A 20,780-nucleotide genomic window follows, 5' to 3' on the forward strand; every position below is an offset into this window, starting at 1 on the left:
TTATTATCTTCCATCATCCAAATGTATAAATACAAGACACTGCATTGTAACGCTATTTTTTACTCAAAGGATAGAGTCACATAGTCGCTCAAACGTATCTTGTTTTATATGACAAATAATAAAACAACCCATATGTACATTTAGCGCTATTTTCAAAATGAGGACAATGATCAAAGTTACCTATTTTTAATATAATGAAAATCCCACATATTTTTTAAAAAATAAAAATAAATCATAACCATAGGGTAAAAAAAGCACTTCTAGAAGATACACAATCATTTTTCAGAAATTGCAAAAGCTGTTTATACTACGCGGGATTCTGATTTTTTATCTCCTCTTATGACCACACTCCCACAGGCTAAAGTGCAAGCCAGTGCGCTTGCGCTATTACCACTTATTGTATTTTTAGCCATTTTTTTAGGCAGCGGTATTTACCATACCATCATTGGTACTGAGTTTGCTTTTTATCAAGTCAAAGCTCCGATCGCAGCGTTGCCTGCGATTATATTGGCGATTTTGCTGTATAAAGGAAAAATAAACTCAGCAATTGAAGCATTTTTAAATGGTGCAAGCCATCCAAATTTGATCCTCATGTTTATGGTTTTCATGTTGGCTGGCGCATTTGCAAGTGTGACCAGTAGCATTGGAAGTGTGGATTCAACTGTTCAATTTGGTTTATCCATTATTCCACCGACATTTGTCTTGCCCATGCTGTTTGTGATTTCAGCTTTTATTGCAACTGCAATGGGAACATCAATGGGCACAATTGCAGCTTGTGCTCCGATTGCGTTTGGATTCTCCCAAGCCACAGCGATTCAGCCCATTTATGCCATAGGTGCAGTGGTTAGTGGTGCAATGTTTGGTGATAATCTATCGATGATTTCAGATACCACCATTGCGGCAACGAGAAGTTTAAATGTAGAGCTACGCGACAAATTTCGGGTCAACATTTGGATTGCACTACCGGCTGCAATCATCACCATCATGATTTATTTTTTGACCAGTCACCAATCTCAACTCATTGAGTATAAAAGCTATAACTTATGGTTGATTGTGCCTTATTTGGCTGTTTTCTTTTTGGCTTTTACCCGTTTGCACGTGCTTGCTGTGTTGACGATTGGTATTGTCCTTTCTGTCTTAATCGGTCTGGTTGCAAAGCCTGAATTGGATTTACTCAAATTAAATAACGCAATTTATGACGGATTTGTGGGAATGTTTGAGGTTGCGCTACTTTCCATGTTTTTAGGTGGACTTTCTGCCATTATGCAAAAGGAAGGTGGTTTAGAGTGGTTAATTCAACGGATTTATTCTGCAACCCGACGATTTAATATTGGTCGACAACGTGCAGGTGAAATTGGTATTAGCTTTTTGGTGATTTTCTCGAATTTATTCGTTGCCAATAATACTGTGGCAATTATCTTATCTGGTGATATGGCACGAGAAGTTGCCAAAGAATATGGTGTAGACCCCAAACGTGCTGCTGCATTCATGGATATTTTTTCATGTGTGATCCAAGGAATTATTCCCTATGGTGCACAACTTCTACTCGCATGTTCAATTGCTAAACTTTCACCTGTGGAACTCATCAGCTCCATTTATTACTGCTGGGTATTGGCAATATTTGCAGTTTTAGCTATCGCATTTAGATTTCCAAAATTAAAATAGAATTCATAAATAATAGGCATGAAAAAATTAACTTAGCCTACCGCCATATTGTCTAAGTTAGTTTTTGCAAAGCATTTATGAAGACTTTAAATCTTGCTTTTTTTCTAACAACGTTTGACCACTATATGCTTTATAGGCTCGGGCTAAAGCGGACTGATCCGAATAACCTAAACGCATTGCAATTTCAGAAAGTTGTATGTCACCACTCAGTAAAAATTCACATCGTTTCATCCGTTCACTTTCAACAATTTTTTTAAAAGAAGTGTCTAAGTCACTGAGTTGCCGTTGTAAAGTACGTGTCGAAATATGCAGTTCCTGTGCAACATCCTCAATCTTTGGCGCTTGTTCTTTGAGTTTTAAATACTCCGCCACGATAATATGCAATTGCTGGGCAATGGTTTTATAGCGAGGTTTCGCTGCAATCGCTTCTTCTGCCTGCTTGACCAAGAGCTGCATCAAAGATGGGTCAGCTTGTTGTATCTTAAGTTCCAAGCCTTCCATACGCAATACAAAACTGTAGTGAGGTTGATTGAATAGCACCTCGCAAGCATAGAACTTTTGATAATGATAGAGTGCCATCTGTGGGGCGTGTGCAAAGTATACTGCTTGTAGGGGAAATTGATTTGGGGGTACGATTTTCCGCGCAAGATGCATCATCAGCGCATTGGTAAATTCATTAATTAAAATATATTTATCATGATGAAATGGCCAAATTAAATGAACATACTGCCCTTTTTGTTGCATCTGCATGGGAATTACTTCATCCCCATCAATCACCAAACGACTAAAGCGCATAATATTTTGTAATGCTTCGGCAACGGTGGTACTTCGGGATGCCATATAACCCAACACTCCAAAATGTTCTGGTCGAACATATTCCGCCATTTCAAAAACAATTTGTGGGCAATCGAAAGCCTGTTTGGTTTTTTCAATCAATTGGTGAAAGAATAAATAAGCCGATTGTGTATCAATAGGTAATGACAGGATACTCAGCAAATGTTGTTTTTCATCTGCCTGCAAAAAATCAAGCGTGGTAACATCCACGCCTCGTTCAGCCAAGTACATCTGCCAGAGATGGAAATAGCCGTTCGGAATCTGAAGCTCTTGCATATCCTTGCACTCTTTCAATTCTACATATCAACCAATTTGACATTCTAAATTTTCATTCTGTCATAAAATGTATAAAAATTGGCAATATCTGTCAAAACAAAGCTGCAATTTCCCGACATACTGAAATCATCGAAAGCAATGCAAGTAAAACAAAATGAATGCATTAGTTAAATATCAGGTGGACCCAGTCGTTCGCACCAAGCTCGATTTCAAGCTTGAAGACGTTCCTCGCTTCTGGTTTGGCGGAGATCCATTCCGTACACGTTTATTTGATGCTTTGAGCCTAACCTTTCCAGATGGAGAGCGCTACTTTATTGAAAGTGTTCGTTTATTTCGCAATAAAATCACCGATCCAGATTTACAACAACGGGTTGCTGACTTTATTCGTCAAGAGGCTCAACATGGCATGGCACATGACAAAATGAACCAAGTCATGAAAGACCAAGGAATGCCTGTTGATCGTTTTATTCAGCTTCTACAAAAAATATTTAAATTTGAACTCAGCCAACGTTCTCCACAGTACAACATCGCTATGACAGCAGCAGCGGAACACTTAACCGCACTTATGGCAGAAACTTTTTATCGTCATAAAGCAACTTTAGCTGAAGCACATCCTTATGTTCGCGCTTTGTTAGCATGGCACTCTATTGAGGAAATGGAACATCGAGATGTGGCCTTTGATGTCATGCAACAAGTGGGTGAAGTTCCAGATCATTTACGCCGTTTCGCTTTGGCATTTACTACAATCATGATGTTCAACTTCACGCTGTACCGAGCCAATATCATGTTGAAGCATGATGGTTTCAGCCGTCTAGAACGAATCAAGATGGCGGCTCAAGGCTTACCATGGTTCTTTGGAAAGCAAGGTATTCTTTCAGCAATGAGAAGTGAATATTTGGATTGGTTTAAAAAAGATTTCCACCCTAGCCAACATCCAGTGATTCGCCAATATCAAGTTTGGGTCGACACCATGGCTGCCACCAATGATCCAATTCAAGCAGGTGAAGCATTTTGGCAAGCAGGTTTATAAGTCTGCTTATGCTACACCTTTGTTGATGGGTAAATGTGAGAATAAAATAATGAATGCATATGTACAACACCAAGTTGATCCTGTAGTCCGAACGAATCTAGATTTTAGATTAAATGAAGTTCCACGTTTTTGGTTCGACAACGACCCTTTCCGAACACGTATGTTTGATGCACTTAGCCTGACTTTTCCTGTGGGCGAACGCTATTTCATCCAAAGTGTACGAGCACTTCGCGATAAAATCACCGATCCAGATTTACAACAACGCGTAACAGATTTCATTAAGCAAGAAGCACAACACGGTCTAGCCCATGACAAAATGAATCAGGAAATGCAACGCCAAGGTATGCCTGTAGATCAGTTTGTTCAGTTTATGGGTGAACATTTTGAGTACATCCTCAAACATCGCTCTAAGCAATACAACATTGCCATGACAGCTGCAGCAGAACACCTCACCGCACTTATGGCAGAAACTTTTTATAGTCATAAAGAAACTTTAGCTGATGTACATCCCTTTGTACGCGCACTCTTTGCTTGGCACTCAATTGAAGAAATGGAGCATCGTGATGTGGCTTTTGATGTGATGAAAGAAGTGGGCGAAGTGTCAGAGAATCTGCGTAAATTCGCGCTGGCTTTTGTAACACTACAAATGTTTGGTTTCACTTTTTATCGTGCCAATGTGATGTTAAAACATGACGGCTTTAGTCGCTTACAACGCGCCAAATTTGCGCTCAAAGGTATTCCTTGGTTCTTTGGTAAGTCTGGAAAATTATCTGCCATGCGTCAGCAATACCTAGATTGGTTTAAAGCCGATTTTCATCCGAGTCAGCACCCTGTGATCCGACAATATCAAGTCTGGGTAGATACTTTGGCTGAAACCAATGATCCAATTGAAGCGGGTGAAGCGTTTTGGCAAGCAGCCCAATAAGACATTGAAATAATTACCCCCTAGCTGATCAATTTCTTTTTCGGCAACATAAGATTTTATCCAAACCCTTCTTATGTTGCTTTTTTTGTCCTGAACGCTCAATCCAATATTTTAATTCCGAAACGAAGTCTTACCACTTTGCATAATGCTGTTCAAGCAAACCATATTCTTGATTAAGCTGAATGGTTTCACCTGTTTCTGATTCGATGCTACCACTGATGCGTGATTGCCATTGGCTAAATTGACTCCCCACCAAACGTAGGTTTAAATTCTCAAATCTACGCCAACCCGTTTCTATGTGAAGATTGAGTTTCTGATCTAGGGAACGTACTGACCATACATTGGTATCTATTTTTTCAAACAATACATCCGCAACTGCATAGAGTACACCATTGATCCAAAGGCAGTTTTCATTACCAAAACTTTCATTTACTCCTGATGCAAGGTTTAAGCCAATACGTTGACCTTGCTGATCCCAAAAATTACAAGAAAGCCAAAACCAAGCCGTTTCAGGTCTTAAAAAGCCACAGGTATCATCTAAAGAAGCCAATGATTGATCATTGAAATGAATCAATTCTTTATGCTTATCAACAAAAAAACCCTCAACAGCCAATGTTGTTTTCTTTTGAGTATAGGTCCAACCATTGATGCCATTAGGACTACATAGACTTAAAGGTTCAGTACCAGCACAAAATATTCGTGCTTTTAACTGCTCCTCACCATGACGGGTTGCACGGATATAACGCACCCCATTGGCATGTTGCATTTCGAATTCAAACGGCGACTTACTAAAATGGCTTTGGCTATATAAAGGCTGTTCATCAAGTGAAGTACCACGTCCTAAAATGGTATTGGCATTCCACTCTAAAACCTCTTGATTGGTATGATCATATATATAGATGAAACCGTGTCCAGCCCAACCAATATCTGCTATTGCAATCCCAATTGAATATTGTTCGTGCTGAATACCACAAAATTTAAACTTTTTATATTTTAAATGCTTGCGCCAGCCTGTTAATGTTTTTCCATAGGGTGTTTTATAGACATAATCATGAACATTAATTTTGCTGGGCACTTCTTTAAAGCGTCCATAACGTGGCTGACCGTTGCTTTGTATTAAATCCATGTGAATTCCCAATCCTTTTTTATAAGGGAAATATTAGACTTTAGTCGATATTTTGATTATTGCTATTTTTCCACATATAGCAATCTGATTGATCGCAAATCGTAAAAATGGTTTCGCGCATTATATTGAAGAAAAGTGTCACAAATGTATAGTATTTAATCAAAATAAGATAATAAAAAAATAGGGCAATTGCCCTATTTTTCAACGAGATCAATTGATCAGATAATTTTCCCTACTGGAATCTGGTCTATCAATTTCTGTGGTGCTTTAAAACGCTCACCATACTTTGCTTCTAATGCGTTTGCGCGAGCCAATGCTTTTTCCAGACCATATTGGTTGAGGAATTGGATCGCACCTCCTGTCCACGGCGCAAAACCTATTCCAAAAATCGAACCAATATTGGCATCAATTACAGATTCCAAAACATTTTCTTCATAGCAACGTAAAGTGTCCAATGCTTGAACAAACAGGAAGCGATCTATCATTTCTTGCTCAGAAATAACTACATCTTTCTTCCAGTGGCTTAGACCCTCCCATAAATGCTTCTTCCCACCTTCTGGGTATTCATAAAAACCTGCACCTGCTGCCTTACCCTTACGCTCAAAGGTATGAATCATGGTTTCAATCACATCATCTGCACCTGAAAGTGGTAAATCTTTACCTTCTGCTTGCAGTGCTTTACGGGTTTCTTTCGCCACATGTTCAGAAAGCGTTAATGCAACTTCATCCTGAATGGCAAGTGGACCCACTGGCATACCTGCTTTCAATGCAGCCATTTCAATGCGTGCTGGATGGACACCTTCATGCAATAGACGTAAACCCTCTTGTACAAATGTGCCAAAGACACGACTGGTAAAGAAACCACGACTATCATTGACAACAATAGGCGTTTTACCAATTTGCTGCACATAGTCATAGGCTTTTGCTAAAGTTTCAGCAGAAGTATTCTTACCTTTGATGATTTCCACCAATTGCATTTTATCGACTGGGCTGAAGAAATGCAGACCGATAAAATGAGTATCATCTTTAGAAGCTTTGGCTAAACCCGTAATCGGTAATGTTGAAGTATTTGAAGCCATCACACCACCATCAACCAAGAACTGTTCAGCTTCTTGAGTCACTTTGGCTTTCAAATCTTGATTTTCAAAAACAGCTTCGATAATCAAATCACAGCCTTTTAAATCTTCTGCAGAAGCAGTTGCTGTAATCAAACTTAAAACTTGATCACGTTTTTCAGCCGTCATACGCCCCTGTGAGACACGCTTATCCAAAAGTTTTTGGCTATATGCTTTGCCTTTTTCAGCATTTTCAACAGATACATCTTTCAGAACAACTTGTATTCCTTTGATCGCTGTAGAATAGGCAATACCTGCACCCATCATGCCTGCACCTAACACACCAACTTTGGTCGCCTGCCATTTTGCAATATCTTTAGGGCGACTTGCGCCAGCTTTGATTGCATTTAAACCATGCCAGAATGTACCGATCATATTTTTCGCCACTTGCCCTGTTGCAAGGTAAGTGAAATAACGATTTTCAATACGGAAAGCTGTATCTACATCAACTTGTGCCCCTTCTACTGCGGCAGCCATGATTGCTTCTGGTGCAGGGTAGCATCCTTTGGTTTTGTCTCTTAACATTGCAGGTGCAATAGCAAGAATTTGCGCAACAGCCGGTGTTTTTGGATCTCCCCCAGGAATCTTATAGCCTTTTACATCATAAGGCTGTTGTGATTTCGGATTCGCCTTAATCCAAGCAATGGCTTTGTCGAGCATGTCTTTCTCATTCTCAGCAAGCTCATTGACTAAACCGAGAGACTTTGCTTTATCCACCCCAAATTGCTTACCTTCCATCAGAAATGGAAAAGCGTTTTGCAATCCAAGTAGTCGTACCATCCGTACGACACCACCACCGCCAGGTAATAAGCCAAGCGTCACCTCAGGCAGACCTAATTTGATTTTAGGATCGTTTAGAGCAATACGATAATGACAACTTAACGCAATTTCCCAACCACCACCTAAAGCAGTTCCGTTAATCGCAGCAACGACAGGTACTCCCAAAGTATCAATTGCACGTAGATCATCTTTGAGTTTTGCAGTCATGTTAAAGAATTCAGTCGCATGCTCTGGTGTTGCTTCAATGAGTTCATCCAAATCACCGCCAGCAAAGAATGTCTTTTTTGCAGAACGATAAATCACACCTTTGAGGTCAGTTTCAGATTTAAGTTTTGAAACAACATTTTCTAAAGCCACACGGAAATCAGCATTCATGGTGTTGGCAGATTGGTTTGGAGAATCCATTGTTAGAATGACAATGCCATCTGCATTTTTTTCATATTGAATTGCGCTCATTATTCTTCTCCTTAAACCAACTCAATAATGGTCGCAATACCCATGCCACCACCCACACACAAGGTTGCTAAACCACGCTTTTTCCCTTGACGTTCTAATTCATCCAACAATGTACCTAAAATCATTGCACCTGTTGCGCCCAGAGGATGCCCCATGGCGATTGCACCACCATTGACATTGACTTTTTCAGCAGGAACGTTAAGTTCAGACATAAAGCGCATCACAACCGATGCAAAAGCTTCATTCACTTCAAATAGATCAATATCATCAATGGTCAGACCCGCTTTTGCCAATGCCTTACGCGCAGCAGGTGCTGGACCAGTCAGCATAATGGTAGGATCTGTTCCAACTAAAGCCGTCGCCAACACTTTGGCACGAGGTTTTAAACCTTGTTCTTTTACTGCTTTTTCAGATGCCAATAACACCACAGCCGCACCATCCACAATTCCTGATGAATTTCCTGCATGATGTACATGGTTAATTTTCTGTGCTTCTGGATATTGCTGTAAAGCAATCGCATCAAAGCCCATGCTACCCATCATTTCAAAACTTGGATTCAGCTTTGCCAAGCCTTCCGCTGTAGTGAGTGGCTTAATAAATTCATCTTTTTCAAGAATCATCACCCCTGCTTTGTCTTTTACCGCCACAACAGATTGATCAAAATAACCTGCTGCTTGCGCCGCCGCTGCTTTACGTTGCGAATTCGCAGCAAACTCATCGACATCCGAACGGCTATAACCATCTAGTGTTGCAATTAAATCAGCGCCAATCCCTTGAGGAACAAAATGTGATTTTAAATTGGTCTCAGGATCAAGCGCCCAAGGTCCACCATCTGAGCCCATTGGAATACGAGACATCGACTCTACGCCACCCGCAACCACAACATCTTCCCAACCAGAACGGACTTTTTGAGCAGCCATATTCACCGCTTCCAAACCTGATGCACAGAAGCGGTTGATTTGTACACCTGCAACATCATTGTCCCAACCTGCTGCAATCGCAGCAGTTTTTGCGATATCACCACCTTGATCTGCAATTGGCGTCACACAACCCAATACGATGTCATCAACTTTGGAAGTATCCAATTGGTGGCGATCTTTCAATTCATTGAGTAATGTTGTTAATAAAGTGATTGGCTTCACTTCATAGAGTGATCCATCTTTCTTTCCTTTTCCGCGTGGTGTGCGAATGGCATCAATGATGTAAGCCTCGCTCATAGCTGTTCCTTCTTATGACTTCTAGATTGTTATGTGCTTCGAGTGTACTTTATAAAGTCGAGAGATCAATGACGAGAACGGAATAGTCGCTTGATATTTTTTGTCAATTGAAAAAAGCTGCAAATTAAAGAGATTTAAATGCCCATATATCAGCACCAAACATTGCTCATTACCTACTAAAACTCATATAAGCATTAAAATCATGTTGCTAAACAAAATCGATATCGAGAATATCACTGAATTCTCTTTTCCCTGTCTGGGCTAAATCAGTTTCATTCCTTGGATAGCTGATGGGTTGATCTTCACTTAAATCTGAATGTAATGTCCCTATTTTTAAGTAGTCTATTTCCGCAAATTGAGGAAATTCATGTTCAACAGCTTCTAATCGTTGAATACATGCAATCGCTTCAGCTTGTGTGAGCGTAATTGCTTTTAAAACCCTTACAATTTGCCCAAAACCCTCAATATATTCACTAATTTCAAAAACAATTTCCCCATTTCGGAAATTACCATCCACAGTAATGATACGGAGATCATCAGCTAAAGATGACTCACGATAAGCTTGATCATGCCAAGGATCATGATCTTTGCGGTATGTCATATACTGTATTCTAGCCTTTTCGGCATCTTCTAAAGTGGTAAAAATACCTAAAATAATGTCAATAAAACGATAAGCTGAGATTGTTCTCATCAACATCCACATACTGTTCTACACCAAATCTTGAGTCCTAAATATTTAATCAAGAATCATCAGTAAACAAATTAACATTCATACTGTATTCACTTTAAATGGATAAAACATTCAATGTCATCGCACAACGACTTTCTCGAAGAAAACCGCATTCAACCTCATGTTGAATTTTTTTTTGGAGATAATCTGGTAAATGATCGTCATCCAGCTTTTGAAAACCTAACTTCTCATAAAATGGGCGATTCCAAATCACATCATTAAATGTCGTTAATGTCAGATTTGAAAAATCATGCTTCCGAGCAAAATCGATAATGTATTCCAGTAATTGCCGTCCAATTCCTTGCTTTTGCAATGTCCCATCCACATCTAATTCAATAATATATAAATCTTGGTTTTGTTTTTCGGCATATAAAAATCCAGTGGCTTGATTATCAAGATTTACCGAAACAAAGCCATACGCTTTTGAAATCAACTGCATGTGGTCATCTACAGATAAAATTGAGCTGTCTGCTAACCAAGCAAGTGCAGGAATATTCAAAAAAGCTTGCGTTGCTGATTTTTCAATTTCAATTAAGCGTGGAATATCTAAAGTTTCAATTGTTCTAATTAAACATGTCATTTATTGATCTAGCCATACATTTAGCGTTAAGTATGATCAAACTCCCCACTTAAAAAGTTTGAAATTGACATACATCTCCGCTTTACAGAATATCATGCAATGAGCGATGTAACAGACAAGTCTAAATGATAGAACTGATTAAATTCGGTGGCTTGATAGCTTGAGAAAGCATCACCTTTGATAAATCCAAACTTTTTATACAAATGAATTGCTGGATCAAAAGAGGGATGTGTTCCTGTTTCAAGACTCAATTTTTGATATTTTCTAAACTGCGCAATATGCAACAGATGTTTTAAAACTGTAGTCGCTGCGCCTTTACCTAAATGTTGAGGATGAGTCCGCATGGATTTGATTTCGGCATGAATTGGCGAGAGTTCTTGAATAGCGCCACATGCCAAAAGCTCATCTTGATCCCAAAGGGTATAAAAACTGATCTGTGGCTGTTGTAATGCGGAAAGGTCTAAAGCAAAACTATGTTCAATTGGTGAGTTCTCATGCATGCCTGCTAAATGAATGCGAAGCAAGTTTTGTACTTGTATCTCATCAAACTGCCCGAGCTTAATCATTTTTTTAATGCCCTATCGTTTAAACCCATTCCATCATATATCAGAAAATGCATCGACAAAATGCTTAGACATAAAAAAGCCCAAGTCAAACTTGGGCGGAGGATAATCAAAAAATAGTTTTTGATTTCATCATGTTGTCATCAGTGATAACCATGTAATTGGCGATAGAGCCCCGGCGTAACCCCAGTCCATTTTTTAAATGCACGGTGGAAGGTACTGGTTTCACTAAAACCAACTTGTTGAGCCACATCTTCAAGGGTTAAATCTGGATTTAATAACAAATGAATTGCAGCATCACGACGTAATGCATCTTTAACACCTTGATAGCTTTTACCTTCAGCAGCTAAACGACGGCGCAAAGTCTGTGGGGATAAATACAACATGGATGCTACATCATTCAAGGTCGGCATTTCTTCGCCGATCTGGCTCTTCAACACTTCACGGATACGTGATGTCAACGAATTGGTATTTTTAAATTTCACCAAAAGTTGTGCAGGTGCAGCTTTTAAAAACTCTTCTAAACTCGCCTCATCCTGACGAATCGGCAGGTCTAAATAGTCAGCAGCAAAGGTAATTTCCGTACGAGGCATGTCGAACTGCATGACAGGTGCAAAGAATAATGCATCATATTCATCTGCATGATTTGGGCGTGGGTAGCCAAAATGTACACGCTCCAGAGGAATACGACGCTCAATTAACCAAGATGCCAAACCATGCCAAATCATCAGCATACTTTCAGTAATGAAGTGGTCAGGGTCCATGGTTTTTGGAATCAAAGGCACCAAACGCGCTTCATGTTTATCTCGTTCAACTGCTACAGACCATTCATCACCAAATAATTTATAGAATTGGGAGGATAGTTCTAAAGCATCACCCAGTGTTTTAGCATGGATGATCAATTGGCACATAATGGCAAAAGAGCCTAGACGACGTGGTTGAATATCAAATCCAACATGTTCATCTTGGGTAACCATCCACAACATTTTCACGAAGCGAGTATATTGCTCTGGTGAAATACGTGCTTTAGGCTGACGCAGTAATTCTGCTTCTATGCCAACATGTGAAAGTAAAGTATCAACGTCCATTCCTAAACGTTTTACACCGGTTAAGGCTGCATTCACAAAATGGATACTGATCGTATCACGACTCATGGTAAATCCTTCACTCTCTTTGATGTTCACTAACAATTGACCTAAATGACGCTAAAAAATGTTTTATTGGCGATTTACAACAGTGCAGATCACCTTTTTACATCATAAATTGCCGAAATGATCAAGGTAAATGGCTGAACATGACATTGTTTTGTTAATTTTATATTTCTATTATGGATGTAAAATCAACACTATATTGGTAAAAACAATTATGACAAGCGCTTTAAAGGGATTGAAAGTACTCGATTTTTCGACTTTATTACCCGGTCCATTCGCAACTTTGTATCTTGCCGACTTAGGTGCAGAAGTGATCCATATCGAGTCACCTACTCGTCCAGATCTGGTTCGTTTGTTTCCTCCCTATGCAAATGGACAAGCAACATCACATAGTTATCTGAATCGAAACAAACAATCTGTCACCTTAGATTTAAAAGATCCTGCCAGTATAGCGCAGGTCAAGGAAAAAATTTCTCAATACGATATTGTGGTTGAGCAATTCCGTCCCGGAGTAATGCAACGTTTGGGTTTAGACTATCCAACCTTGTCTGAAATTAATCCTCGTCTGATTTACTGCTCGATTACAGGTTATGGGCAATCCGGCACATATAAAGATAAGGCAGGACATGATATTAACTATATTGCACTGTCTGGAATCGCGGGGCATTGTGGTCGTCAAGACAGTGGACCACCACCGATGGGAATTCAGATCGCCGACGTCGCAGGTGGTTCATTACATGCGGTGATTGGGATTCTTGCGGCTGTGGTCGAACGTCAAAATAGTGGACTTGGACAGTACATTGATATTTCTATGACAGACTGTGTGGTTGGGCTCAACAATATGGCTGCCGCAGCCAGTTTGGCAGGTGGGCAACATCAACAGCGTGAGTTAGAGCAACTGAATGGCGGTACTTTCTATGATTATTATGCAACTGCCGATGATCGTTACTTATCGATCGGTAGTTTAGAACCACAATTTATGACAGGTTTAGCAACAGCGCTCGAACTGCCAATTCTATTAGAAAAAGGTACTTCTTTTGACCCTGAAGACCGCCAAATGGTCAAACAAGCAATTCGAGAAAAGATTAAAACTCAAACACTTGCAACATGGAACGATTTATTTAGCCAACTGGATGTTTGTGTCGAGCCAGTTTTAAGTTTGGATGAAGCCCTAAACTCCAAAATTTCCAAAGAACGCGGTTGGGTGATCAATGTTCCATTAAAAGCCAATGCAGATCAAACCGAACCCCAGTTAGCATGTCCAATAAAATTTTCAAGATCACAAATGCGTTATCAATATATTGGTCAGCAACTCGGCGAAGGAAATTGGTAGCAGCACACTAACAACAAACATCTTTTAAGTTAAATAAAATTACAAATTAGTCATTTTATTTACAATTTGTATGAATTGTAAGCAGAGCATCCTGTGTAATCTTGATACTAATCAATTACACAGGTGTTCTGATGATGCTTCATTATTCCTGCTTCTTAATGCCTCTAAAATCCTCACCCCCTACGTTTCATAATCATTTCAAGCACTATACAAATAAATTTAGTCCAACAAAAACAATAGAATAAATTAACCTAAAAGATACCCTTATTTTAATTATGTATTTACAAAGAATTATCACCATACGATAAACTATTTACATAAATTACAATTAAAAGTCAAAATTAATAGATTTTTATACAAATATGAGAGTATCATAAATAATTAGTTACAAAGTGTTATCAAGGTCACCAAATATGAATAAATCTAAAGGTTACTTTTATGGGGCAATCAGCCTATTGTCTTTATGTTGTTCTTTTCAAAGTACACAGGCAGCTGATGCATTTGATCCACAAAGTCCGTGGATGCTTGGCGACTGGAACGGTAAGCGAACCGAGTTGCAACAAAAAGGTTATGACTTCAGTTTTGGTTATACTGGCGAATTAGCCACATTACTGGATTCAAAAAATCATTCAAGCCACGGTACCGAGTATGCAGATCAGTTTGCATTGGGTACCCATATCGACTTAGAGAAAGTATTGGGTTGGAAAGATACAGAAGTCCAAATCACCATCACTGAACGTAATGGTCGCTCACTTTCACAAACCTCAGACGCACTTGCTGGACAACTCAGCTCCACCCAAGAAGTTTGGGGACGAGGTCAAACTTGGCGCCTTACTGATTTCTGGATCAAGAAAAAATTTCTTGATCAAAAATTAGATATTAAAGTGGGTCGTTTTGGCGAAGGCGAGGATTTTAACAGCTTTGACTGTGATTTTCAAAACCTTGCACTCTGTGGCTCTCAAGTGGGGAACTGGGTTGGTGATCAATGGTACAACTGGCCTGTCAGTCAATGGGCAATTCGAGCGAAATACAATCTCACCCCTGAACTTTATGCGCAAATTGGCGCTTATGAATATAATCCTGAGAACTTAAAGCGTAGTAAAGGTTTCAACCTCAGCACAGATGGTTCTCATGGCGCAATTATTCCAGCAGAAGTGGTTTGGCAACCTAAACTTAGCACAGCCAATTTACCTGGCGAGTATCGTTTGGGCTACTACTACAGTACAGCAGATGCACCAACCATCAAAAAACCAAATCAAACCGATCATAAGCAAGGTGGATGGGTCGTTGCAAAACAACAACTCACCACACATCAAGGGAATGTAAATCGCGGCTTAACAGGTTTTGTCAATGTCACTTTTCATGACTCAAAAACCAATACGGTAGACAATATGCAAAATATTGGGCTGGTCTATAAAGGTCCATTTGATGCTCGCCCTCAAGATGACATCGCCATTGGCTTTTCCCGTATTAGCATCAATTCTGATGTCAATGATATTCAGATTCGTCAACAAGACGAAGAATATAACACCGAAGTTTATTATGGTGTACATGCCACAAATTGGCTCACAATTCGTCCAAATGTACAGTATATCCGCCATGTCGGCGCATATAAAAATGGCGAAAATGCGTGGGTTGGCGGCATTAAATTACAAACTGCATTTTAGTTTGTAGACGATAAATATTTTGATGCCCGCTTATATGTTCTCCCAAGACATTAAAATATTTAAAGTCTAGTTTTTTAAGTTCTCTGCTTCATCAAACCTTATGGGAATGATCAAGCATTCAAAATTAATTAAATAGATAGGTGGTCAATATGCAAACTCCATCTTCAGGATTTAGAACATTTACCATTGCAATTGCAATTGTATTTGGTATAGTCCTCTTTATTGGTGGCGTATGGCTTGCAGCACTTGGTGGGTCTTGGTACTACATCATTGCCGGCATACTGTTCATTGCAACAGCAATTTTATTACGTAAATTAAGCAGCTCTGCTTTATATGTCTACGCTGCTCTAGTACTCGGTACTGTGGTCTGGGGGCTTTGGGAAGTCGGCTCTGACTTTTTCGCGCTTGCACCACGTTTAGACATCTTAGGCGTGTTTGGTTTATGGTTACTTATTCCAGCAGTTACCCGTGGTTTCAATGCCAAAGGCGCTAAAATTGCACTTTCTGGTACTTTGGCAATCACGATTGCCGTGATGGCATATTCGATCTTTAATGATCCACAAGAAATTCGTGGGACATTATCCGCAAAACAACCAACCCCTGCTCCAATTGATGGAATCGCTGATGCGGATTGGCCTGCATATGGGCGCACTCAATCAGGTTTACGTTATTCTCCATTGAACCAAATTAACTCGGACAACGTGAAAGACCTGCAAGTTGCATGGACTTATCATACAGGCGAGTCAAAAACAGAGAATGACTCTGGTGAAACAACCAATCAGGTTACTCCGATTAAAATCGGCAATAACATGTATTTGTGTACGACTCACCAAAAATTGGTTTCTCTTGATCCCTCTACAGGTAAAGAAAAGTGGGTATTTGATCCAAAACTTAAATCAGATAATACTTTCCAACACTTAACCTGTCGTGGTGTTTCTTACTACGATGCAAATAACACTGTAGGTTTTGCAACAAGCCTGCAAGCAAAAAAATCATCTTCAACAGAATGCCCACGTAAAGTCATTTTACCTGTAAACGATGGTCGTATCGTTGCCGTAAATGCAGATACTGGTAAAGCTTGTTCTGACTTTGGTCACAACGGTGAAGTTGATTTGCAAAAAGATATGCCTTTCCCTTATCCGGGTGGCTATATTCCAACGTCTCCACCAGTGGTTACGGGTACAACCATTATCATTGGTGGTTCAACAACCGATAACTATTCTACACAAGAACCCTCTGGTGTGATTCGTGGTTATGACGTGAATACAGGTGCTTTGCTTTGGGTATTTGACACAGGTGCTGAAGATCCAAACCAGATTCCAGGTCCTGGTCAAAAATATGTCAACAACTCACCAAATGCATGGGCACCACTCGCCTATGATGCAAAACTCGATATTGTTTATGTACCCACTGGTGTAGGTACACCTGATATCTGGGGCGGTAACCGTACCAAACTGCATGAGCGTTATGCCAACTCAATGTTAGCGTTGAATGCAACGACAGGTAAATTAGTCTGGAACTTCCAAACCACTCACCATGATTTATGGGATATGGATGTACCGTCTCAACCAACCTTGGCTGATATTAAAGATAAAACAGGACAAACTGTTCCTGCCATCTATGTATTGACCAAAACAGGAAATGCCTTTGTTTTAGACCGTCGCAATGGTCAAGCGATCGTTCCGATTAATGAACGTCCAGTACCACAAACTGTAAAACGTGGTCCACAAACCAAAGGCGAATTCTATTCCCCAACTCAACCATTCTCAGACTTTAACTTAGCACCAAAAGATAAATTGACAGATAAACAAATGTGGGGCGCAACCATGTTTGACCAATTAATCTGTCGTGTTTCGTTTCATCGTTTAAATTATGACGGCATTTATACACCGCCTTCAGAAAATGGCACGCTCGTTTTCCCGGGTAATTTAGGTGTATTTGAATGGGGCGGTTTATCACTAAACCCTGATCGTCAAATTGCTGTGATGAACCCAATTGGACTGCCATTTGTCAGTAAATTGATTCCAGCTGACCCTAACCGTAAGCAAACAGCAAAAGGTGCAGGTACCGAAGCAGGTGTTCAACCGATGTATGGTGTTCCTTATGGTGTTGAAATCAGCGCTTTCCTTTCACCATTCGGCTTACCATGTAAACAACCTGCATGGGGCTATGTTGCTGGTGTCGATTTAAAAACACATGATGTCGCATGGAAACGTCGTATCGGTACCATCCGTGACAGTATGCCAGGGATTCCATTACCACCGTTCAAAATGGGTGTACCAATGTTAGGTGGCTCTATTTCAACAGCTGGTAATGTTATGTTCATTGGCGCAACGCAAGACGATTATATTCGTGCCATTAATGTCACCAATGGTGATGAATTATGGAAAGGTCGTTTGCCTGCAGGTGGACAAGCAACCCCAATGACCTATGAAAGCAACGGCAAACAATATGTTGTGATCATGGCAGGTGGACATGGTTCATTTGGGACCAAGATGGGTGACTCTATTGTCGCTTATGCCCTACCAGATAAATAAGGTAATGAACTGAGAATAAAAAACAGGTCTTGATGACCTGTTTTTTATTGCTTCCGAAAAAGAGACATCACCTTAAAATGACCGGCTGATGACCTGACCATCAAAGTTAAAACAATCTTCGACCCGAATTTTTTGTACAGGGGAAAGCTGATCAAAATCAAACCATTGGTATTCAGAATGCTCTTCACTTAAATGAATCTGTTGATCACTTGGCAAAGTACATTTAAAAATAAAGGCATGGGAATTAACGGTAGGGTGATAATAAATACCGGATAGATATTCAATCTTCACATCACAACCCAATTCCTCTTGGCATTCACGGCATAACGTTTCATGTACTGTTTCACCTTGATCCAATCCTCCACCAGGTAAACCCCATGCACAATCTGCATAAGTTGCCTTTAATAAGAGGACTTGCTGTTGTTCGTTGAAAATAACAGCATGTGAACTCATTCGGTAAAAATCATGAAACCCCATTTACGCCACCCTGATCATAAGACTCTGCTTATCTTGCTAAATAACATTTTGAAAAAATAAGACGTAATGCATAAATGATGGCAATCACAAACACAGCATAGCCCGTTTGAAGCAATATCATAGGAATACACAGCACAATGGCAGCGGTTATTGGATAAAACCATTTCTTTATACCAGACAAATGATGAATATCCTGTAATAACCATAGGCTAGCGCTATATACAATCAAAGAAATTGCAATAAAATATGTTACGATCTCAGCAGAAATTTCAGCTTTATGGGTCACAACATCAACGGCAGCAGCCAAGCCGGCACCCAATGCAGCAATACTCACGAAAATAAAAAAATGACCATAACCCCATGAGAATGCACGTTTACGACTATTCAATCTTTCAGCAACATCGTGATCAAAATACGCCCACCACATGGTAAACATGATCAATAAGCCACCAATGGTTAAAAAGATCAACTCTTGGCTTAACAGCTGATTATTTAAAGCATCAGAAATTGCTGCAAAACATCCTATGATCGACTCACCTAACACAATGATGGTGAGCAATGCATATCGCTCTGAAATATGATGCGGATGCCAAGGTGTCATATTATGTGCTTCGGCAAAGATAGGGACGCTGAGTTCTGCAATCACCAAAAGCACAAATAGATATAGGGTAAAATGAATCGGCGAAAAATGAAAAAGTAACCAACCAATCTGCACAAGGATAATACCAAAAGCATATCTCAAAGCCGTTTGCTTACGCTCTGGATCATTTTTCGCAACCCGAAACCATTGTGTTACCAATCCAAGGCGCATAATGACGTAGCCGATAATAATCACATCAAAATCTTGCTGCTGAAAAGCACTCGGAATGCCAGCCGCCATAACCAAAGAACCGATGATTTGTACAAAAGTCATGATGCGATAAAACACATCATCATTGTCATAAGCTGAGGCAAACCAGCTAAAATTCATCCATGCCCACCACAGTGCAAAAAACACCATGAAATAAAGCAATAAACCATGTGATAAATGGTTTTCAATAATACTATGATGTAATTGCTGCCCTGCTGTTGCGATTGCCACCACAAAAATCAAATCAAACAACAATTCTAAAGATGTTGCCACTCGATGTGGCTCATGAGGATTACGAGGAGCTAAGGGTTTTAACCAACCATATTTTGCAAACAATGAATTTGGCATTATTTTTCACATTTTGAGATTATTTTCATGATTTTTTCAAAAGTCGATCTGTGATTCAAGTAGCAAACCAACAAGCACTGAAAAATCTTTTTTGCCACTTCAAATGATTGCTATTGAATTTAAATAAACGCCCAAGAAAGAGCGTTTATTTTATAAACTGATGTTACTCACTTGACTTAAATTAAGTAGGTGAAAAAGAAAAAGCTAAATTTACACGACGGAGTCTTACATCCAAAGTTTAAATTTATGGAATAGCCTTCGGCTCGAGGTACTTTTGTTTTGGCATGAGGAGCAAAGCTCCGCAAGGGCAACCATCTTGCGCAGCGACATCGCAGAACTCGTTCACTATCGTCAAAATATTCAAAGTTTCGCAGAAACTTTACTTATTAGAAGGAGTCCTGCCTCAAGCAATTGCGGATGACGTTTCCGCGTACCCACATTCTTCTAGCTCCAACATTTAATTTTAGAGTTACTGCGTTACATCAGTTATAAAGATTAATTTATACCACTAATCTCAATTTTGCCTTGTCTTTTAACATAATGGCTTTGCCAGTCATCATATCTATTGGCATTGAGATATGTTGATGTACCACCAACCATTGCCCTTCTTTCTTTTGAAGACATAATGTGGTTCGACACCAAGGCATTTGTAACTTATCTTTCAGTGCCGTATTTTCCACTTTAGAATGACAATGCAGTATCGCCAAATCGTTTGAGGCATATATTTTCATATTACGTCGAACAATTTTTATATTCTCGCTAAAATAAGGGCTAAACTTTTCCCATTCCTGTTTATAGGCGTGAATACCATCCATTTGAGTACTGACGTCAAACAGACTGACATCTTGTGCACATTGATCTAAGAGGTGTTCAAGACTGTTACCAACAACAGCAGCATCCCATATTTGAATTTGGGAAATAACCTCAGCAGCAATTTGTGAATTACCAGCGATTTCTATTTTCATCGAGAAACCTCACTTATTTGTGACCAATTTAACACTTAATAAATATTATGTGAATTATATTAGTGTTTATTTAAGTGACTGCTGAATCTAAATCAAACCTATCTCTTGTGATTATTCCAATATGATTATTTTATGGAATATCTCCTATAATCTAG

General features: G+C 39.6%; 17 protein-coding genes. 6 read left to right on the forward strand and 11 right to left on the reverse strand.

Going from position 1 to position 20,780, the window contains the following annotated elements; translation table 11 throughout:
- Positions 1-339: 339 nt before the first annotated feature.
- Entirely contained in the window at positions 340-1,665 is a 1,326-nt protein-coding gene (locus tag AAV97_RS06355) for a Na+/H+ antiporter NhaC family protein (protein WP_004830257.1), read from the forward strand.
- A gap of 75 nt (positions 1,666-1,740) precedes the next feature.
- Here the strand turns inward: AAV97_RS06355 and AAV97_RS06360 are convergent, their stop codons facing one another.
- Positions 1,741-2,775: an AraC family transcriptional regulator gene (locus tag AAV97_RS06360; protein WP_042088057.1), complete on the reverse strand. Its 1,035-nt coding sequence runs from the start codon at positions 2,773-2,775 to the stop codon at positions 1,741-1,743.
- A gap of 154 nt (positions 2,776-2,929) precedes the next feature.
- Here AAV97_RS06360 and AAV97_RS06365 point away from each other — a divergent pair, with 154 nt between their 5' ends.
- Both AAV97_RS06365 and AAV97_RS06370 read left to right on the forward strand, forming a co-directional pair.
- The gene (locus AAV97_RS06365) at positions 2,930-3,805 is read left to right on the forward strand and encodes a metal-dependent hydrolase (RefSeq protein WP_009584713.1); all 876 of its coding nucleotides are present in this window, start codon (positions 2,930-2,932) and stop codon (positions 3,803-3,805) included.
- Between the two features lie 49 nt (positions 3,806-3,854).
- Positions 3,855-4,730 carry a metal-dependent hydrolase gene (locus AAV97_RS06370; protein WP_004830260.1) on the forward strand — a complete coding sequence of 292 codons (876 nt, stop codon included), beginning with the start codon at positions 3,855-3,857 and terminating at the stop codon, positions 4,728-4,730.
- Positions 4,731-4,860: 130 nt separating this feature from the next.
- Here the strand turns inward: AAV97_RS06370 and AAV97_RS06375 are convergent, their stop codons facing one another.
- From AAV97_RS06375 to AAV97_RS06405, 7 genes are all read right to left on the reverse strand, one after another.
- The gene (locus AAV97_RS06375; RefSeq protein ID WP_046760126.1) at positions 4,861-5,856 is read right to left on the reverse strand and encodes a DUF2804 domain-containing protein; all 996 of its coding nucleotides are present in this window, start codon (positions 5,854-5,856) and stop codon (positions 4,861-4,863) included.
- Between the two features lie 218 nt (positions 5,857-6,074).
- The gene (locus AAV97_RS06380) at positions 6,075-8,207 is read right to left on the reverse strand and encodes a 3-hydroxyacyl-CoA dehydrogenase NAD-binding domain-containing protein (protein ID WP_046760127.1); all 2,133 of its coding nucleotides are present in this window, start codon (positions 8,205-8,207) and stop codon (positions 6,075-6,077) included.
- An 11-nt stretch (positions 8,208-8,218) separates the two neighbouring features.
- Positions 8,219-9,424, reverse strand: coding sequence for an acetyl-CoA C-acetyltransferase (locus tag AAV97_RS06385; protein ID WP_009584685.1), 1,206 nt, complete (start codon positions 9,422-9,424; stop codon positions 8,219-8,221).
- A 208-nt stretch (positions 9,425-9,632) separates the two neighbouring features.
- Positions 9,633-10,115 (reverse strand): hypothetical protein, encoded by a 483-nt coding sequence (locus AAV97_RS06390; protein WP_227567209.1) that lies wholly within the window; start codon positions 10,113-10,115, stop codon positions 9,633-9,635.
- Between the two features lie 94 nt (positions 10,116-10,209).
- Entirely contained in the window at positions 10,210-10,734 is a 525-nt protein-coding gene (locus tag AAV97_RS06395; RefSeq protein WP_009584670.1) for a GNAT family N-acetyltransferase, read from the reverse strand.
- Positions 10,735-10,826: 92 nt separating this feature from the next.
- The gene (locus tag AAV97_RS06400) at positions 10,827-11,300 is read right to left on the reverse strand and encodes a GNAT family N-acetyltransferase (RefSeq protein ID WP_005031156.1); all 474 of its coding nucleotides are present in this window, start codon (positions 11,298-11,300) and stop codon (positions 10,827-10,829) included.
- A 140-nt stretch (positions 11,301-11,440) separates the two neighbouring features.
- On the reverse strand, positions 11,441-12,451 hold the full coding sequence (locus AAV97_RS06405; RefSeq protein WP_004724010.1) for an AraC family transcriptional regulator: 1,011 nt from the start codon (positions 12,449-12,451) through the stop codon (positions 11,441-11,443).
- 211 nt (positions 12,452-12,662) lie between these two features.
- On the opposite strand from AAV97_RS06405, the gene AAV97_RS06410 reads away from it, so the two are divergent.
- The 3 genes from AAV97_RS06410 to AAV97_RS06420 all read left to right on the forward strand — a co-directional run bounded on the left by AAV97_RS06410 (position 12,663) and on the right by AAV97_RS06420 (position 17,985).
- Positions 12,663-13,781 carry a CaiB/BaiF CoA transferase family protein gene (locus tag AAV97_RS06410; RefSeq protein WP_046760155.1) on the forward strand — a complete coding sequence of 373 codons (1,119 nt, stop codon included), beginning with the start codon at positions 12,663-12,665 and terminating at the stop codon, positions 13,779-13,781.
- 413 nt (positions 13,782-14,194) lie between these two features.
- Positions 14,195-15,448 (forward strand): carbohydrate porin, encoded by a 1,254-nt coding sequence (locus tag AAV97_RS06415; RefSeq protein ID WP_046760129.1) that lies wholly within the window; start codon positions 14,195-14,197, stop codon positions 15,446-15,448.
- Positions 15,449-15,597: 149 nt separating this feature from the next.
- Positions 15,598-17,985, forward strand: coding sequence for a glucose/quinate/shikimate family membrane-bound PQQ-dependent dehydrogenase (locus tag AAV97_RS06420; protein WP_046760130.1), 2,388 nt, complete (start codon positions 15,598-15,600; stop codon positions 17,983-17,985).
- Between the two features lie 72 nt (positions 17,986-18,057).
- Here AAV97_RS06420 and AAV97_RS06425 read toward each other — a convergent pair whose 3' ends face one another.
- The 3 genes from AAV97_RS06425 to AAV97_RS06435 form a co-directional block, all read right to left on the reverse strand.
- Positions 18,058-18,462, reverse strand: coding sequence for an NUDIX hydrolase (locus AAV97_RS06425; protein WP_046760131.1), 405 nt, complete (start codon positions 18,460-18,462; stop codon positions 18,058-18,060).
- Between the two features lie 28 nt (positions 18,463-18,490).
- On the reverse strand, positions 18,491-19,660 hold the full coding sequence (locus AAV97_RS06430) for a low temperature requirement protein A (protein WP_046760132.1): 1,170 nt from the start codon (positions 19,658-19,660) through the stop codon (positions 18,491-18,493).
- A gap of 500 nt (positions 19,661-20,160) precedes the next feature.
- Positions 20,161-20,625, reverse strand: a complete 465-nt coding sequence (locus AAV97_RS06435) for a YybH family protein (RefSeq protein ID WP_004830276.1) — start codon at positions 20,623-20,625, stop codon at positions 20,161-20,163.
- Between the last annotated feature and the right edge of the window lie 155 nt (positions 20,626-20,780).

It is taken from the genome of Acinetobacter sp. Ag2 (assembly GCF_001005515.1).
GTDB lineage: Bacteria > Pseudomonadota > Gammaproteobacteria > Pseudomonadales > Moraxellaceae > Acinetobacter > Acinetobacter bereziniae.

Bases quoted from the DNA above. Each gene is read 5' to 3' on its own strand.
- AAV97_RS06400 (WP_005031156.1), bottom strand. From the start codon at position 11,300: ATGATTAAGCTCGGGCAGTTTGATGAGATACAAGTACAAAACTTGCTT.
- AAV97_RS06370 (WP_004830260.1), top strand. From the start codon at position 3,855: ATGAATGCATATGTACAACACCAAGTTGATCCTGTAGTCCGAACGAAT.
- AAV97_RS06355 (WP_004830257.1), top strand. From the start codon at position 340: ATGACCACACTCCCACAGGCTAAAGTGCAAGCCAGTGCGCTTGCGCTA.
- AAV97_RS06380 (WP_046760127.1), bottom strand. From the start codon at position 8,207: ATGAGCGCAATTCAATATGAAAAAAATGCAGATGGCATTGTCATTCTA.
- AAV97_RS06420 (WP_046760130.1), top strand. From the start codon at position 15,598: ATGCAAACTCCATCTTCAGGATTTAGAACATTTACCATTGCAATTGCA.
- AAV97_RS06435 (WP_004830276.1), bottom strand. From the start codon at position 20,625: ATGAAAATAGAAATCGCTGGTAATTCACAAATTGCTGCTGAGGTTATT.
- AAV97_RS06375 (WP_046760126.1), bottom strand. From the start codon at position 5,856: ATGGATTTAATACAAAGCAACGGTCAGCCACGTTATGGACGCTTTAAA.
- AAV97_RS06415 (WP_046760129.1), top strand. From the start codon at position 14,195: ATGAATAAATCTAAAGGTTACTTTTATGGGGCAATCAGCCTATTGTCT.
- AAV97_RS06365 (WP_009584713.1), top strand. From the start codon at position 2,930: ATGAATGCATTAGTTAAATATCAGGTGGACCCAGTCGTTCGCACCAAG.
- AAV97_RS06385 (WP_009584685.1), bottom strand. From the start codon at position 9,424: ATGAGCGAGGCTTACATCATTGATGCCATTCGCACACCACGCGGAAAA.
- AAV97_RS06425 (WP_046760131.1), bottom strand. From the start codon at position 18,462: ATGGGGTTTCATGATTTTTACCGAATGAGTTCACATGCTGTTATTTTC.
- AAV97_RS06410 (WP_046760155.1), top strand. From the start codon at position 12,663: ATGACAAGCGCTTTAAAGGGATTGAAAGTACTCGATTTTTCGACTTTA.
- AAV97_RS06395 (WP_009584670.1), bottom strand. From the start codon at position 10,734: ATGACATGTTTAATTAGAACAATTGAAACTTTAGATATTCCACGCTTA.
- AAV97_RS06360 (WP_042088057.1), bottom strand. From the start codon at position 2,775: ATGCAAGAGCTTCAGATTCCGAACGGCTATTTCCATCTCTGGCAGATG.
- AAV97_RS06405 (WP_004724010.1), bottom strand. From the start codon at position 12,451: ATGAGTCGTGATACGATCAGTATCCATTTTGTGAATGCAGCCTTAACC.
- AAV97_RS06430 (WP_046760132.1), bottom strand. From the start codon at position 19,660: ATGCCAAATTCATTGTTTGCAAAATATGGTTGGTTAAAACCCTTAGCT.
- AAV97_RS06390 (WP_227567209.1), bottom strand. From the start codon at position 10,115: ATGAGAACAATCTCAGCTTATCGTTTTATTGACATTATTTTAGGTATT.